General features: G+C 55.2%; 9 protein-coding genes. 3 read left to right on the top strand and 6 right to left on the bottom strand.

What is annotated here, in order from left to right:
* Positions 1–225: 225 nt before the first annotated feature.
* The 3 genes from prc to ACLQ7H_RS18870 form a co-directional block, all read right to left on the bottom strand.
* Positions 226–2,274, bottom strand: a complete 2,049-nt coding sequence (gene prc / locus ACLQ7H_RS18880) for a carboxy terminal-processing peptidase (RefSeq protein ID WP_411753988.1) — start codon at positions 2,272–2,274, stop codon at positions 226–228.
* 19 nt (positions 2,275–2,293) lie between these two features.
* Positions 2,294–3,007: an RNA chaperone ProQ gene (gene proQ, locus ACLQ7H_RS18875; RefSeq protein ID WP_021804621.1), complete on the bottom strand. Its 714-nt coding sequence runs from the start codon at positions 3,005–3,007 to the stop codon at positions 2,294–2,296.
* Positions 3,008–3,102: 95 nt separating this feature from the next.
* Complete coding sequence (locus tag ACLQ7H_RS18870) at positions 3,103–3,600, bottom strand: GAF domain-containing protein (RefSeq protein WP_021178215.1); 498 nt, start codon at positions 3,598–3,600, stop codon at positions 3,103–3,105.
* Between the two features lie 240 nt (positions 3,601–3,840).
* Between ACLQ7H_RS18870 and yebS the strand changes: the two genes are divergently transcribed.
* From yebS to rsmF, 3 genes are all read left to right on the top strand, one after another.
* The gene (gene yebS, locus ACLQ7H_RS18865; RefSeq protein WP_411753989.1) at positions 3,841–5,088 is read left to right on the top strand and encodes a membrane integrity lipid transport subunit YebS; all 1,248 of its coding nucleotides are present in this window, start codon (positions 3,841–3,843) and stop codon (positions 5,086–5,088) included.
* On the top strand, positions 5,057–7,690 hold the full coding sequence (locus ACLQ7H_RS18860) for an MlaD family protein (RefSeq protein ID WP_411753987.1): 2,634 nt from the start codon (positions 5,057–5,059) through the stop codon (positions 7,688–7,690). The genes yebS and ACLQ7H_RS18860 overlap by 32 nt, the downstream gene beginning before the upstream one ends.
* 178 nt (positions 7,691–7,868) lie before the next feature.
* Positions 7,869–9,305 carry a 16S rRNA (cytosine(1407)-C(5))-methyltransferase RsmF gene (rsmF, locus tag ACLQ7H_RS18855; RefSeq protein ID WP_411753986.1) on the top strand — a complete coding sequence of 479 codons (1,437 nt, stop codon included), beginning with the start codon at positions 7,869–7,871 and terminating at the stop codon, positions 9,303–9,305.
* A gap of 3 nt (positions 9,306–9,308) precedes the next feature.
* Here the strand turns inward: rsmF and ACLQ7H_RS18850 are convergent, their stop codons facing one another.
* The 3 genes from ACLQ7H_RS18850 to ACLQ7H_RS18840 are packed head-to-tail and all read right to left on the bottom strand — an operon-like array spanning position 9,309 to position 13,617.
* A complete protein-coding gene (locus ACLQ7H_RS18850) occupies positions 9,309–10,283 on the bottom strand; it encodes a spore coat U domain-containing protein (protein WP_411753985.1) in 975 nt (324 codons plus the stop codon).
* Positions 10,280–12,802 (bottom strand): fimbria/pilus outer membrane usher protein, encoded by a 2,523-nt coding sequence (locus tag ACLQ7H_RS18845; protein ID WP_411753984.1) that lies wholly within the window; start codon positions 12,800–12,802, stop codon positions 10,280–10,282. Before ACLQ7H_RS18845 ends, ACLQ7H_RS18850 begins: the two co-directional genes overlap by 4 nt.
* A 17-nt stretch (positions 12,803–12,819) precedes the next feature.
* Positions 12,820–13,617 carry a molecular chaperone gene (locus ACLQ7H_RS18840; RefSeq protein ID WP_411753983.1) on the bottom strand — a complete coding sequence of 266 codons (798 nt, stop codon included), beginning with the start codon at positions 13,615–13,617 and terminating at the stop codon, positions 12,820–12,822.
* Between the last annotated feature and the right edge of the window lie 71 nt (positions 13,618–13,688).

The following is a 13,688-nucleotide window of genomic DNA, read 5'->3' as shown; positions in this document are numbered from 1 at the left end:
CTCAGATACCCAGATCTTATGGGCATTGGTCACAATTTCAAGATTGGCAGGCCATTAACCCACTAAAAATACGTAACTTTACAAAGTCACGATGAAACAAGGGTTTTACAAAGTGTAAACGATCTCTATGCCAAGGGGATGACCACAACAGAAATTTTAGTGCGGATATGGCGAAAAAAAAGCGCACCCGAAAGTGCGCTTGATAACGTTAAATCCGCAAATAACTTACTTGGCGGCAGCCGTCTGTTGTGATGGCTGCTGCTTTTCGTTATTGGCCAGATCCAGCGCGATCTTGACCGTTTCATCCAGATACGGATCCGGTTCCTTGTAGTCCTTTGGCAGGTCTTCCAAGGACTTCAGCGGTTTCTTACCCTCACGCTCCAGACGCTCATTGATACGGCTCAGGCGCGTAGCATCATCGTCATGGTTCTCTTTTTCACGGGTAGCCAGATTAAGAGAAACGATGTTGCGCTTGTCTTTCAACGCCTTGTAATGGGCAATATCCTGCGCGATGTATTGGAACTCTGGATCCTTGGCAATACGCTGCGAATGGTCTTTCAGCAGTTGCGGTTCAAACGGCTTCAAATCACCGGTTTTGGTGTAAGCCGCCGCGTTTACGCTATCCCACGGCATGGCATTGTCTTCGAAGCTCTCGCCGGTTTCTGCCGGATCGATCCCCGTTGGCATCAGGATATCTGGCGTGACGCCTTTACGCTGGGTGCTGCCACCGTCAACGCGGTAGAACTTCTGGATGGTGTACTGGACAGAGCCCAGCGCAGGCCATTCAGGGCGCAGCATTTGATCGTAAATCCGGTTCAGTGAACGGTACTGCTGCACCGTGCCTTTACCAAAGGTTGGCTCGCCTACGATCAACGCTCGGCCATAGTCTTGCATTGCTGCAGCAAAGATCTCGGAGGCAGAGGCGCTGAAGCGGTCAACCAGCACCACCAACGGGCCTTTGTAGTAGACGACGCCGTCGTTATCCGCATCTTCGCGGATCTTGCCGTTGTTATCGCGCACCTGTACAACCGGGCCACTGGGGATAAACAGGCCGGAAAGCGATACCGCCTCGGTCAATGCCCCGCCGCCGTTGGCGCGCAGATCGATAATCAGACTGTCGACGTTCTGCTTGGCCATCTTTTGCAACTGGACTTTGACGTCATCGGTCAGGCCAACGTAGAAGCCAGGGATGTCCATCACCGCGACCTTCTGCTTGCCGACGGTCTTGATAGTCATTTTAACGGCGCGATCTTCCAGGCGGATACGCTCACGAGTCAACGTAACTATACGGGTTTTAGTGCCTTTACCTGCCGGCAGGATTTCCAGACGAACCTTACTGCCCTTCGGCCCTTTAATCTGGGAAACTACGTCGTCAAGACGCCAGCCGATCACGTCCACCATCGGTTTGCCTGCCTGGCCAACGCCGACAATACGGTCACCCACGGCGATCGCCTTGCTCTTGGCAGCCGGGCCGCCTGCCACCATGGAGTTGATCACGGTGTAATCATCATCCATCTGCAACACGGCACCAATCCCTTCCAGCGAGAGACTCATCTCGGTATTGAACTGTTCGGTATTGCGTGGCGACAGGTAGTTGGTGTGCGGATCGATTTCGTGGGCAAACGCGGTCATGATCAGCGAGAACACGTCTTCGCTGTTGCTTTGCGTCAGGCGTTTGATCGCAAACTGATAACGCTTGGTCAATGTGTCACGGATCTCTTTATCCGTTTTGCCGGTCAGCTTCAGGTTCAACTGATCGTATTTGACCTTGGCATCCCACAGGCGGTCCAATTCAGCCTTGTCTTTCGGCCACGGCGCTTTGCTGCGGTCTACGTCAATGGTGTCGTTGCCGGTGAAGTTCATCGGCTTGTCGAGCAACGATAGCGCATACTGATAGCGCTCAAAGCGGCGTTTTTGCGCCAGATTGAACAGCGCATAAGGCGTATCCAGTTTGCCGGATTTCAGCTCTTCACCCAGCGTGCTGCGTTTGTCGGCAAATTGCGCGACGTCGGAGGCCAGCAGCACATTGTGGCTGTAGTCCAGCATATTCAGGTAGCGATCGAAGATCTTGCCTGAAAAATCCGCATCCAGAGCAAACTGGCGATAATGAGAGCGAGTGAAGCGCGAGGTTACGCGCTCACTCACGGTTGCATGTTCAGCTTCCTGCTCAAGCTTGGGCAGTTGATCGATGCGGATGTTGGCTGTATCCGCTCCGTAACTGACACCCGCCCACAGCAAAGCCGCAACTGCGGTTAATCTGACAAATTTGTTCATGCCTTGGTTGGCCTCCGTATCAGAACTGCAAGTGTTCTGCGCGCACAATCATCGCCAGACCGGAGGAGAGCTGTACACGAACGCCATCTTTAGCGATTTCGAGTACGGTTGCGTCCATCGCGCTCTGACCTGCTCTGACTTTGATTTCCTGGCCAATTTGCAGTTTTGAGATGTCTGTGACTGGCACATGACGCGGCTGGCTGGCCTCTTTGGCTACACGAGGTTCACGAGCTTGCTGTGGGCGTGCTTGTTGTGGGCGCGGCTTGCGGTTCTCTGCTGCGGCTCCGCCTTCACGACGTACGGCTGGCTTTTTGCCGGCAGGACGCGGACGACGAGGCTCGGCAGTGGCAGACTCACCAGCAGCTTCACGTTTTTTGGCATTCTGTTCGGCACGCTGTGCCTGAACGCGCGCTTTGGCCTCTTCAAGCTGCTGGCGAGCATGATCGACATGCTGCTGTTCCAGCTCACCGCACGGGTTACCGTCCAGGTCTACACGCTGGGCGCCAACTTTGACACCGTACAGGTAACGCCAGCTTGAGGTATACAGGCGCAGAGCTGAACGCAGCTGCGTTTTGCTGAGGTTCTCTTCCCCTTGTACACGTTCTACCAGATCTTGAAAAATACCGATTTTCAGCGGGCGTGCTTCGCCTTCGGCGCTAAAGCAGAGCGGGAAACGCTCGGCAAGAAAAGCAATGACTTCTTTAACTGTGTTCAACTTGTGTTGATTTTCCATGAAATTTCCTGATTACAACGGGTTGCCAACAAGCCGCAGGCATGAACAGGCGTCATTATAATGACGCCATCGCTAAATGCCACGTTAACCGTAGATCAACTTGCCGCTACAGTGACATATTTCGCAAAATTGCTCTGTGCCAGCCGCGCGCAAAGCCCCGCCACCACTGCTTTCAGGCCGATTTCGTCCTGTTCATCGAAGCGTTGATAAACTGTGCTGTCGATATCCAGAACACCGATGACCTGACCACTGACGTCTAACGGCAACACAATTTCCGCGTTGCTGGCGGCATCGCAGGCGATATGTCCAGGAAATGCATGAACATCGCCAACGCGCTGCACCTGGTTCTGCGCCGCTGCCGTACCGCACACCCCCTTACCCAACGGGATCCGCACGCAGGCAATCTTGCCTTGGAACGGACCTAGCACCAGTTGATGGCCTTCCATCAGGTAAAAACCGACCCAGTTTACGTCATCAAGACGCTCATTGAGTAGCGCACTGGCGTTAGACAATGCGGCGATAAAATTATCTTCCCCATCCAACAATGCGCTCAAATCGCGTTTTAATTCCGCGTAGAATGATTCTTTAGTCATGATTAACCGTTCAAATACTCAAATAGCCCAGACTTAACCCGTATAAAATAAGCATTAAATGCGTATAGCCACAAGGTTAATCATCTGTTGCTTCACAAAACACGGTACAACAGGGTATGTTTGCCGTCTAAAAATCATTTGTAACCTGCGATGCTAATCCCTTTTTACCGGTTGATAGCATTGACAGGTTGGTTTTCCAGCTACGCTAAGTAGACCTCAGGTCGCCAAACAGCACTCATGATGAAGATACTTGCCATTACCGGCCCGCTCTCCAAGGCTCGCCACCAACGCTGTTGTGAATGCGATTTGCTGTTCACGTTGCCGCCGTTAACCCGCAATCAGGCCGCCTACTGCCCACGTTGCAACGCCAAAGTGGTGAATGGCCGCGACTGGTCAATGACCCGCCTGACCGCCGTAGCCGTCACCATGCTGTTGCTGATGCCCTTTGCCTTTAGCGAGCCGTTGATCAGTATTCGCCTGCTCGGCACGAAGATTAACGCTAGCCTGTTGGAAGGCATCTGGCAAATGAGCAGCCAGGGTGATCCGTTTACCGCCAGCATGGTCGCCTTCTGCACCATCGGCGCGCCGCTGACGCTATCACTGTCATTGCTGTACCTGTGGTTTGGCCATGCACTCGGCATGAACCTGCGGCCAGTGCTGCTGATGCTGGAGCGTCTGAAAGAGTGGATCATGCTCGATATTTACCTGATCGGCATGGTGGTCGCGGCGATCAAGGTCAAGGAATATGCAGATATTGAACCCGGCAGCGCCCTGATTGCCTATCTGGCATTGACCCTGCTCAGCCTGCTGACGCTGATCCACATGAACCTGGAGCAGATGTGGGAACGCTACTATCCGCAGGAACAGCCAGAGGGCAAACCAGAGGCATTACACGTTTGCCTGGCCTGTCATTTTACCGGTTTTCAGGATGAGCGTGGCCGCTGCCCCCGCTGTCATGTGCCGATGTGCCATCGCCAGCCTTACAGCCTGCAAAAAACCTGGGCCGCGCTGATTGCCGCCATCGTGCTGCTAATCCCCGCCAACCTGCTGCCGATCTCGGTGGTTTACGCCAACGGCGCGCGTATGGAAGATACCATTTTCAGCGGCGTCGTCTCGCTGGCCAACTCGGGTAACATACCGATCGCCGCCATCGTATTTATCGCCAGTGTCCTGGTACCCTTTACCAAGGTGATCGTGCTGCTGGTGCTGCTGTTCAGCATTCATTTCAAAACGTCACACAGCCTCAAAACCCGCATCCGGCTGCTCCGGCTGGTCACCTGGGTTGGCCGCTGGTCGATGCTCGATCTGTTCGTGATCTCGTTGATGATGTCGCTGATCAATCGCGACCAACTGTTATCTTTTACTATGGGGCCAGCAGCTTTTTACTTTGGGTCTGCGGTTATTTTAACTATCCTTGCCGTACAGTGGCTGGACAGCCGATTGATTTGGGATGCACATGCAACAGGAAACGCCGAATACGCCGACTGAGGCGCGGGTCAAAAACAAGCGCCGTATCTCGCCATTCTGGTTACTGCCGTTTATCGCCCTACTGATTGCCGGGTGGCTGGGCTATACCAATTACCAGGAGAGCGGCAATAGCGTCACCATAGACTTCCAGTCTGCGGCAGGTATTGTCGCTGGCCGCACGCCAGTTCGTTATCAGGGTGTGGAAGTGGGTACCGTGCAAAGCATTTCGCTGAGCAAGGATCTGCGGAGTATCGTGGTTGAAGCCAGTATCAAGAGCGATCTGGAAGACTCACTGCGGGAAGGCACGCAATTCTGGCTAGTCACGCCCAAAGCCTCATTGGCAGGGGTTTCCGGCCTGGATGCGCTGGTCGGTGGTAACTACATCGGCATGATGCCGGGCCGTGGTAAACCGCAAACCCACTTCACCGCGCTGGATACGCAGCCGAAATACCGCCTGAATACCGGCGAGCTGATGATCCACCTGCAAGCAGACGACCTCGGTTCTCTGAACACCGGTTCGCTGGTCTATTATCGCAAGATCCCGGTCGGTAAAGTGTATGACTACACTATTTCGCCCGGTAACAAAGGCGTGATTATCGACGTGCTGATCGACCGCCGCTTTGCCAACTTGGTGAAAGATAATACCCGCTTCTGGAACGTCTCCGGTTTTAAAGGCGATTTCAGCCTGTCCGGGGCCAGCGTGCAGATGGAGAGCCTGGCCGCGTTGGTAAACGGTGCGATAGCCTTTGACTCCCCGCTTGACGGCAAGCAGGCTAAGGCCGATCAAAACTATGCGCTGTATCCAGATCTGGCCCACAGCCAGCGTGGGGTGAACATCACGCTGGATCTGCCTGACGGCAACAGCCTGAGCGAGGGGCACACGCCGCTGATGTATCAAGGGTTGCAGGTCGGCACGCTGACCCGCCTGGCTCTGCAACAGGATAGCAAGGTAACTGGCGAACTCACCATCGATCCTTCGGTGGTCGATCTGATGCGTAGCGGCACGCGTATCGAGATGCGCAGCCCAAAAATCAGCCTTAACGATGCTAAGCTCAGCCAACTGTTAACCGGCAACACCCTGGAACTGGTTCCGGGTGAAGGTGAACCCCAGCAGCACTTTACCGTGTTGGACAGCAGTAAAACGCTGCTGCAACAGCCTGGCGTGGCGACGGTCACCTTGAATGCCCCGCAAAGTTACGGCATCGACGTCGGGCAACCGTTAATCGTGCACGGTATCAAGATTGGCCAGATCCTGACCCGTACCCTGACCGACGGCGGTGTCACCTTTACGGCGGCGATCGAAGCTCAGCACCGCAGTTTGCTGCACAAAGACAGTAAATTCGTGGTCAACAGTCGAATGGATGTCAAATTCGGTCTGGATGGCGTACAGGTGTTGGGTGCCAGCGCCCAAGAGTGGCTGGACGGCGGCGTACGCCTGATCCCTGGGGGTAAAGGCGAACCGGAGGCGCAGTATCCGCTATATAGCAACGCGGAAAAAGCCGCTGAGGGCATCGTCGGCAACACCCCACTCCCCACTTTGACGCTTACCGCCACTAGTCTGCCAGATGTGCAAGCCGGTTCAGTGGTGTTATACCGCAAGTTCCAGGTGGGTGAGATTGTCAACGTGCGGCCCAAGGCCAACGAGTTTGACGTTGAGGTTTATATCAGCCCGGAATACCGCAAGCTATTAACCAGCGAAAGCATTTTCTGGGCAGAAGGCGGTGCCAAGGTGCAATTGAACGGCAGCGGCCTGACGGTGCAGGCTTCCCCGCTCAACCGTGCGCTGAAAGGCGCCATCAGCTTTGATAACCTGCAGGGGGTTACGCTGGATAAAGGGGCCAAACGCGTGCTGTACGCCTCAGAAACCGCCGCTCGCGCCGTGGGTAGCCAGATCACGCTACGCACCTATGATGCCAGCAAACTGTCGCCTGGGATGCCAATACGCTATCTGGGCATTGATATCGGCCAGCTTGAATCTCTGAAACTGGCACCGGAACGTAACGAGGTGTTGGCAAAAGCAGTGCTTTACCCGGAGTATGTGAAAACCTTTGCCCGTCTCGGCAGCCGTTTCGCCATCGTCTCACCGGAGATTTCCGCCGCTGGGGTCAATAATCTGGACTCCTTGTTGCAGCCCTATATCAACGTGGAACCTGGCCACGGCGGTTCGATGCGTACTTTTGAGCTGCAGGAAGCCAGCATTACCGACTCCCGCTACCTGGACGGCCTGAGCGTGATCCTGGACGCCGCCGAGACCGGTTCGCTGCAAATCGGCACGCCGATCCTGTTCCGTGGCATTGAAGTGGGGACCGTGACCGGTTTCTATCTGGGGGCGATGTCAGATCGCGTGCACGTCTCACTGCGCGTCAGCAAGAAATTCCAGCATCTGGTGCGCAACAACAGCGTCTTCTGGCTGGCCTCTGGCTATAACCTGCAGTTTGGCCTGACGGGCGGCGTGATCAAGAGCGGTACCTTCCAGCAGTTTATTCGCGGCGGTATTGCCTTTGCCACCCCACCTAGCATTCCACTGGCCCCTAAAGCCACGCCTAACAAACACTTCCTGCTGAACGCGGAAGAACCGAAAGATTGGCGCGAATGGGGCACCGCCATCCCTAGGGACAACTGATAGATATCGGCAGGGTTCAATGTTCTGAACCCTGCCGCGTCCTCTTGCAACCTCCAAGATAATCCATACCATTACTGCTTTGCCATTCATCTCATTGATCGAAACTTGCCAGTATTCTCAGGGCGGGTGTTTATGTTAGACTAGCCCCTTCGATTTTTTTCCGCCCTGAGAGCTCCCTGTGGCTAAACCTGCCCCTGCTTTTTTGCCTCCTGCTTTTCTCGACGCGACTCGCGCCATCATGCCTGACCATTTATCCATGGATGACTTCATCGCTATTTGCCAACAACCCTTGCGCCGTAGCCTGCGGGTCAACACGCTGAAAATCCGCGTTGCAGACTTTCTGGCGCTGGTAAAAGACTACGACTGGCGGCTGGACCCCATCCCCTGGTGCCCGGAAGGCTTTTGGATCGAGCGCGAGGACGAAGCATTACGGCTAGGCAGCGCGGCGGAGCATCTAAGCGGCCTGTTCTACATTCAGGAAGCCAGCTCAATGCTGCCAGTGAGCGCGCTGTTTGCCGGGCGTGAAACCCCGCACCGGGTGCTGGATGTTGCCGCCGCGCCGGGTTCCAAAACCACCCAGATCGCCGCGCTGATGGGCAATCAGGGCGGCATTGTCGCCAATGAGTATTCGGCCAGCCGGGTCAAGGTGTTACACGCCAACATCAGCCGCTGCGGCGTCAAAAATACGGCGCTGACCCATTTCGATGGCCGGGTGTTTGGCGCAGCCTTACCGGAAAGCTTTGACGCCATCCTGCTGGATGCACCCTGCTCGGGTGAAGGCGTAGTGCGCAAAGATCCGGATGCCATGAGCAACTGGTCAGCAGAAAGCGTCACCAGCATTGCGCAAACCCAGTGGGAATTGATCGACAGCGCCTTCCACGCCCTGGCACCCGGCGGCGTGATGGTTTACTCCACCTGCACGCTGAATGCTCAGGAAAATCAACAAGTGGTGAACCAACTGTTGGCAACCTATGGCGATGCCGTCAGCGTGGAGCCGCTGGGAGATCTGTTCCCACAAGCGCAACTGGCCCTCACCCCAGAAGGCTTTCTGCACGTATTCCCGCAGATTTATGACAGTGAAGGCTTCTTCGTCGCCCGGCTACGCAAAAATCACAGCGTTCCGGCTTTAGCTAAACCGAGCTATAAGCTGGGCAAGTTCCCTTTCGCCCCACTTTCCGCCCAGGAGTCCGCACTGGTGGCGCAGGCTGCCGCAGCCTCGGGTTTAGTCTGGGATGAAACCAGTAAATTATGGGCGCGTGATAAAGAAATCTGGCTGTTCCCAGCCGCGCTGGAGCCTTTAGTCAGCAAAGTGCGTTTTTCACGCATTGGCCTTAAGTTGGCTGAACGCTTCCCAAAAGGGTTCCGCTGGCAGCATGAGGCGGTGATCGCCTTGGCTGCCAGTGGCAACCCACAGACTTTTGAACTCGATGCGGTATTGGCCCAGGAGTGGTTTCATGGCCGCGATCTCTACCCCTCGCAACCGCCACAAAGTAATGAGTGTATCGTCACTTATCAGCATCAACCGCTAGGGCTGGCCAAACTGATCGGCAGCCGGATTAAAAACAGCCTGCCCCGCGAACTGGTGCGCGACGGAGTACTGGATTTCCATCAATAAAGTCTAATAGGCGACGGTAACCGTTACAGTGTCACTATAAGCCCCCGCTGGCTGGTTGTTTTGCGACAGGTTAACCGAGGCGGTATAGGGGAAGGATTGCGAGGTGCCCGCGCCCGTTGCGTTGCTATTGGTGGCTGCGGTCCAAACGGTGCCATCCCCTTTGAACAACTGATACTGAATATAACTGGTCGTACCGTTTACCGTAGAGGCCATTTGCCGATATTGCCCCGAGCTGGCGACGCTGCTGGTCAGGTTGACCGAGTAGCTGGCGTTGAGGGTGCAGCGGACGCTGATGGCATTGGAAACGACGGTGGTAAGGCCAGATGGTAACGCCGCAGTACCAAACCCGACGTTCGGCGCGCTGTCGATATAGCAATAGTTGGTGACAACCAGCGACAGGTTGATGTAGGAACCTGTCGGGATACTACCGGTGTCTGCGATACATAGCAGTGTACCAATCGCCACCGAGCAGATGTTCCAGGTCCAGGCAATCGGAATGGTGTCAGTATAAGTGCCAGCGGCCAGATTGGAGTTCATTTGTGGTCGGATAAAAATCGGCAGCGTGCTGCTTGGCCCGGTGAACAATCCTAATAAACCCAGTGCGGTGGTACTGCTCCAGGTGATGACGCTGCCCTGATTATACAAGGTGCCGCAACCGCCATCCTGGCACAGGCTATAAGGCAGATACTGGCCAGTTGTCGCACTGTATAATCGGGGTTGAGTCCCGTTGGGATGTAAAGTCGAGCCGATGGTTGCTGTGATCGTGTTAGTGCCCCCAATATTGAGCAGCCCACCGGTACATTTCAGCCCGCTACTGACAGAGGTGGTTAACGGGGTACTGCTGACATCAAACGAATTTTGTGTGCCCAAGCTGCCTGCGGTTGCAGGGGCGGTGCAGCCAGCCCAACCGAATGGCATTACCCCCACTAACAGCAGCAATGCCAATCCTGCTCGCATCCTTCGTAATAACATAATCATGATTTTTTCTCTTCGGCACTGCCTTGGCAGACCAGCGGCCCAACCTGTTCAATGCTGTGATAATTGGGGTTAAGGTCGAAGCCCACGCGGCATACCGAGCGATCTTCCTGCTGAATACTTAGCTGGCCGTGGGGTTGTAAATGTGAGAAGTACACCAGCCCGTCATAGCCAACAACGGTGGTTTGTTGCGTAGTTTGTTCCGTGACCAACGTGCCCAGCTTCAGCGGTTGCCCGGCGGTATCATGCAACGTGATATTGGCCGAGAGGACTTTTTGTACCGGGAATTTCACCACCATCCCGCTACCTTGCTTAACGGCAATGCGATTGTTGACCTGGTTGGCCACCACGTCCGCCGGTAACGGCAGCGTGTCGATCTCGACCTTGGCCGGATAGTACGAACTGATCGACGGGATCAGCAGATGGCCGTTGCTATCGGTGGTGCCCATCTTCTGATTCTCGTACAGCACCGAAACCCCGGCGTAACTGTCGGTATCCACCACGATAAACGCATCGTTGATCTTGTCCGACAGGAACCAGGAGTTGGCCATGAACACCACTGAGCCGCTCAGGTCTGCCCAGTTGGTATATTCCCCTTGTGGGCCGAAGATGCCACCTTGCAGCGTGGCATAGCGGGTTTTCCAGGTGGCATCGGCCTGTTGATAGGCATCGCCACCGCCGCCGTAAGCCAGGTTCCAGCCCATGCCGCCATCCGTGGGTGCCGCCTTGCCGGCCCCCACCTGCTGCTGATAATGCCCATTATTGTTACGTGCCAACCCGGCATTGAGGCTGATATCACTGCCCAGTGGAATAATGAATTGCAGCTGCGCACTGTAGCCGTTATCCCCCAACGTTTTGTTGAGTGAAACAAACATGCTGCTCTGGCCCCACAGAGAACGGCTGTAAGAGAAGTTCACCAGGCGGGTATGCGAGTTGTCATAGGCCTGCACGTCGTAATAGCCCAAGCCCAAGGTGCCATTACTCGAGCCAAACGGCGAAGCGCTGAAGGTGGCCTGATCGGATTGGCGACTCAGGCGGGTATTGCTGGTGTAAGACGTGAGATCCTGATAACCCATGCTGCGCGAGGCCCGCTGAGCCGAAAAGCTGAAAAGCGTCGAATTATAGGAGTAACCCAGCGTGTACTGGCTACCGTCTTTTTTGTCCGTCACGTTAGTTCCCAACGGATTATCAATATCCTGATTGGGATCGGGCATACCTGGCGTATTCGGCGGGACAATCTGGTCATTCACCACGTCGCTGGTCGCCACCGGCGGATGATTAGCCTTGCTCTGGCTGCCAGACAGGCTGAGCGTCCCCCAGGTTCCCACCGCGATATCGGCCCCTAACCCGCCAAGTGCCAACCCTTGCGTGGCCTCGGTGTGCCCGGAAAGCGTCAGATAATTACTCAACCCGTAGCGGTAAATTCCGCTGAAGGCCGCGTCGGAATAGTCACCGTTAGAGATGCCATAATCCTGGCGCACCGCGCCGAGTGACACATCAAAGTCGCTCAGGTTTTTACGCAACAGGGTGTTGGAAACATAAAACGGCACCGTGGTCGACACCTGGCGACCGACCGCATCGGTGGTGACGATCGTCGCTTCACCGGCACCGTTGATATAAGGCACATTGGTGAGGGTAAACGGCCCAGAGTTAAGATTATTGCTGCTAGCCTTGAAGCCGTTGAGAAATAAGTCCACGGTGCTGGGGACCGCTGCGGTACCGCTATATTGCAGCAGCGGATAGGTCACCAGATCCGGGCGCAAGGCAAAGTTACGGCTAATGCGTAATCCTCCCATGCGGGCCGAATTACTCCAGGTTAGCGAGTTGCTGACAAAATCCCCAAGCTGATAGCTGATCAGATCTTGTTCATCGCTGTAACGCCAGAACGTATCGTAGCGCAGATAGCGGTCTTGTACGGCACTGCCACCCTCGCCCGATACGGTATCGATATTATAGCGATAAGTCCCTGAGTTACTGATAAAACCCGCATTGCTGAACAAACGCTGCTCCATCCAGGTCGCAACCGATCTGGAGCCTGCGTGAGGATCGGTGTAATAGGAATCGTAGTTTAGCAGCAGACCAGTGCTACTTTGCGCCACAGTGTAATTCATAAGGTTGCCGCCGCCGACCTCCTGTTTTGGCAACCAGGCATCCGGCACCTGCAAAATCAGTTGCTGGGCGGAAGAATCATATTTCACCTTCACCCCAGGCAGTTCCTCGACCTTAATCAACCCTTGCTGACCATGGGTCTGTACGTGGTTTTTAGCCAGCACCCCCGCCTCAACGTAATACGCCTTGTCTCGATAGGTCACGGGAACCACCTGGCCGTCGCTCTGGCCGTTGACGACCAGCGTCAGGTAGAACATCGCATTGGTGATCACCGGTGCCGCACGCGGGGCATCGGGCAAAGAGGAGTATTCCTGAGCCTGAACGCTGAAGGTACTCAGGCAAAGCAGGCACAGGCCACCCCGGTAATACAACGGATACTGGTGACCGGGATGGGCAATGGCTCGGATCGACATTCGCGCGTGTCCTGCCGCTATTCGCCGCGCGTAATGACAATAGGTTTGGTGTTATCGGCAATCTGGGCATTGAGCTGCCCACCAGGGCTAACCCCGGCAGGAACCGGCCAGCGCATCGACTGCCCCGGTAACACGTAGCCCATAAAGCCCGCGTTCATGGTTTTCACACCCTGTTGCTGGTTGCCTGGTTGAGACCAGAACACGTTGCTCAGCCGCGCATGCACAATGCCACTATTGCGGACCTGCAAATAGGTTTTCCCACCATCATTGACCGTGCTCCATTGCAGCACTGGGCGCGTCGCCGTAGCAGCATCGCGTTTGATATCGCTACGTTCGTTGGTCCACAAGCTGCCACCATCCATAAACAGCGGCAGCAGATAGCGCATCTGTAATTGCAGCCCAACCACCGCTTTGCTTTGTCCATCAGCAGCCCCACCGATCGGCGACGGGATTTCATCAACGATGATACGGTAGGCTTGCTCGGTATTGGCCGGTACCGGCGTATTGCGGATCAGCCTGATCAACTGCCGTTGGCCCGGGGGTACGGTGGCAAAAGGCGGACTGGCGACCACGTTATTCTGATCGGCATAGCGCTCGTTGAAATTTTCCTGTTTCCAAGCCAGCACCCGCACCTGTAAAGAAACAGGCTCTGCACCTCTGTTTTCCAGCCATAAGGCGGAACCGTTCTGATCGGATTCAATGATTTGATACACCGGCCAAACCAACACCGAGCTGGCGGCTTGTGCAGTCATTGAAGAGCACATTGTGTAACTCAGTAATGCGGCGCTGATAATACGGCTAAACAAGGTCGACATGGCTCATATCCTGATGATTCAATAAGTTAATGTTACGGTGACCGTATCGGTATAAGTGCCTGCCGAAGGCA

Source organism: Serratia sp. (in: enterobacteria) (assembly GCF_046715635.1).
In the GTDB taxonomy this organism is placed as follows: Bacteria; Pseudomonadota; Gammaproteobacteria; order Enterobacterales; family Enterobacteriaceae; genus Chania.
This window is presented reverse-complemented; position numbering and strand designations above follow the sequence as displayed.

What these genes read in the sequence shown, in the direction of transcription:
- prc (WP_411753988.1), bottom strand. Translation starts at nt 2,274, where the DNA reads ATGAACAAATTTGTCAGATTAACCGCAGTTGCGGCTTTGCTGTGGGCG.
- proQ (WP_021804621.1), bottom strand. Translation starts at nt 3,007, where the DNA reads ATGGAAAATCAACACAAGTTGAACACAGTTAAAGAAGTCATTGCTTTT.
- ACLQ7H_RS18870 (WP_021178215.1), bottom strand. Translation starts at nt 3,600, where the DNA reads ATGACTAAAGAATCATTCTACGCGGAATTAAAACGCGATTTGAGCGCA.
- yebS (WP_411753989.1), top strand. Translation starts at nt 3,841, where the DNA reads ATGAAGATACTTGCCATTACCGGCCCGCTCTCCAAGGCTCGCCACCAA.
- ACLQ7H_RS18860 (WP_411753987.1), top strand. Translation starts at nt 5,057, where the DNA reads ATGCAACAGGAAACGCCGAATACGCCGACTGAGGCGCGGGTCAAAAAC.
- ACLQ7H_RS18850 (WP_411753985.1), bottom strand. Translation starts at nt 10,283, where the DNA reads ATGATTATGTTATTACGAAGGATGCGAGCAGGATTGGCATTGCTGCTG.
- ACLQ7H_RS18845 (WP_411753984.1), bottom strand. Translation starts at nt 12,802, where the DNA reads ATGTCGATCCGAGCCATTGCCCATCCCGGTCACCAGTATCCGTTGTAT.
- ACLQ7H_RS18840 (WP_411753983.1), bottom strand. Translation starts at nt 13,617, where the DNA reads ATGTCGACCTTGTTTAGCCGTATTATCAGCGCCGCATTACTGAGTTAC.